The 2060-nt window shown below is 66.9% G+C and carries 3 protein-coding genes; 1 reads left to right on the plus strand and 2 read right to left on the minus strand.

The features are described from left to right. A partial coding sequence (locus ACE3UY_RS09005; protein ID WP_374687209.1) for a WD40 repeat domain-containing protein occupies positions 1 to 385 on the plus strand: 385 nt, incomplete at its 5' end. Between the two features lie 35 nt (positions 386 to 420). Here the strand turns inward: ACE3UY_RS09005 and ACE3UY_RS09010 are convergent. Together ACE3UY_RS09010 and ACE3UY_RS09015 are read right to left on the minus strand one after the other, a co-directional pair. Then, the gene (locus ACE3UY_RS09010) at positions 421 to 1317 is read right to left on the minus strand and encodes an LLM class flavin-dependent oxidoreductase (RefSeq protein ID WP_374687210.1); all 897 of its coding nucleotides are present in this window, start codon (positions 1315 to 1317) and stop codon (positions 421 to 423) included. Between the two features lie 11 nt (positions 1318 to 1328). After that, positions 1329 to 2060 (minus strand): 2-phospho-L-lactate transferase CofD family protein (locus ACE3UY_RS09015; RefSeq protein WP_374687211.1); only part of this gene is annotated, 732 nt, incomplete at its 5' end.

Below are 2060 nucleotides of genomic sequence, written 5' to 3' on the forward strand. Positions count from 1 at the left end.
GGAGGAGTTGGACTTCCGCAAACAAGCCGGCTTTTCGCCAGACGGGCGAAACCTGCTGTTCTACGAGGAGAATGCAGCCAATGAATATACGTTGCGGATGATGCCGGTGGATTCAGCCGAGAGCCAGGTCTATACCTTGCTCACCGGGGTCGCCAGCCCCTTCCCGGTCGCCTGGTCGCCCGACAGCGCCGAGTTGGCGGTCGGTTCCGACGGACGGTTGCAGAGCTTCTCCACCGGCACGGGGAACGTCGCCCGCGCCTGGGACACAGGCAGGTGGCGCGTCATGCCCGTCGCCTGGTCGCCTGATGGGCGTTATCTGACTCTACAGGGTGTGAATTTGTCGGAGCAGGAAGAGGCGCTGTTTGTGGTTGATACGCTTCAATAGTTGCCAACGATCGGTGTGGTAAAGCGACGCGCGAATCAGCTACGTGACCTATGGGCGGCGACGTTCTCCCGGACCTGCGGAATAATCTCGGCCATAAAGCGCTCTAGTTGATCGCCCGGCGGCTCCGGTAGCCCGAGGATGAACGTGTCCATGCCGTCCCGGAGCGCCAGTTGCGTGAGTTCGTCCACCCATTGCGCGGTCGGGCCGGTGAACGGGTCGGATGAGGCCCGCTCGCCGATCCGCCCCATAATGTTGTAGATGCGCCGGATCGCCGCCGGGTCACGTCCGGCGCTGACGGCGGCTTCATCGATGCGCGCCTGCATCTCCGGCAGCTTGGCCGGCGGCACGTAGGACGAGGAGGGAACCCAGCCGTCGCCCAGCCGTCCGGTCAGGTTCAGCATCTTGGGGCCGAGTGCGCCGATCCAGATACCAATGGGATGGGCGGGAACCGGGCCGCTGTGGACGCCCCGCAATGGATAATGCTCCCCCGCCAAGCGGAGACCCCGCTGGCCGCTCCACATCAGCCGGATGACGTGGATCGCTTCTTCCAGGGCGGCAACCGCCTCACCGGGCGAGCGGACGGGGCCGCCCATCGCGCCGATGGCCTCCCAGAAAGCGCCCGCGCCGAGGCCCAGCTCGATCCGGCCGCCGCTCATCACGTCAAGGGAGGCGGCCGCCTTGGCCAGCACGGCCGGCGGGCGAAGCGGCAGGCTGGCCACGTCGGGGAAGAGTCGCGCCCGGTTGGTCTGAGCCGCCAGCGCGGCGATCAGTGTCCAGGTGTCCAGAAAACGACTCTGGTACGGATGGTCCTGAATGCCGAGCAGATCGAAGCCTAACTCATCACACAATTGCGCCCGGCGTAGCACCTCTCGGTAGTCAGAAGCGTCGGGGGTTAAGAAGTAGCCGAACTGAATATCGTGACCGTAATCCATATCGCTATGCCTCAACCCATCAACTCTCCGGCAAACGCCAGCACTTCCCTTGCCAATCGCTCCCGATCAGCGGCCGTGTGCATCAATGTATCGGTGCACAGCAGCCCCAATCCATCCTCGGCGGCCATGCCCGCGTCCTGACAGTCGTAGACGAAGCCGTCGATCAGATGGCCGTAGTAGCGGGCCACGGCGGCGGCCGACGCCTCCTGCCCCATCTCAGCCAGCATCTTGGCCGCCGGCCCCTTCACCGCCCGCCCGGCGATGATGGGCGAGACGGCCACCACCGCCTGCGGCACGTCCTCCAGCAGCGCGCGGATGGGGTAGACGTTCAGAATGGGGTCGATGCTGACAAACGGGTTGGACGGGGCGATCACCACCAGGTCGGCCCCCTCCAGGGCGCGGATGACGGCCGCCGTGGCCCGCGCGTCCTCCGGCAGCACGACGCGGCGCACGACCGGCTGCCAGCGCTCACGCACGAACCAGGTCTGGAAGGGCAGCAACTCGCTCCCGTCCGTCTCGATGAGCGTCGGCGCGGGCGCGTCGGCCATGGGCAGCACGGCCGGGCGGATGCCGAAGCCGTCGCACAGGCGGCGCGTGACGGCGGTCAGCGTCTCGCCTGCGTCTAGCCAGTGAGCGCGTGTCAGATGGGTCGCCAGGTCGAGGTCGCCCAGGCGGAACCAGTCCGGCCCGCCTAACCGGCCGGCCTCTTCCACCGCCCGCCAACTCTCCCCGGCGCGTCCCCA

This window comes from Promineifilum sp. (SeqCode) (assembly GCF_041918635.1).
Classification (GTDB): Bacteria; Chloroflexota; Anaerolineae; order Promineifilales; family Promineifilaceae; genus Promineifilum.

Coding starts and splice junctions, on each gene's coding strand:
- ACE3UY_RS09010 (WP_374687210.1), bottom strand. CDS start 1,317: ATGGATTACGGTCACGATATTCAGTTCGGCTACTTCTTAACCCCCGAC.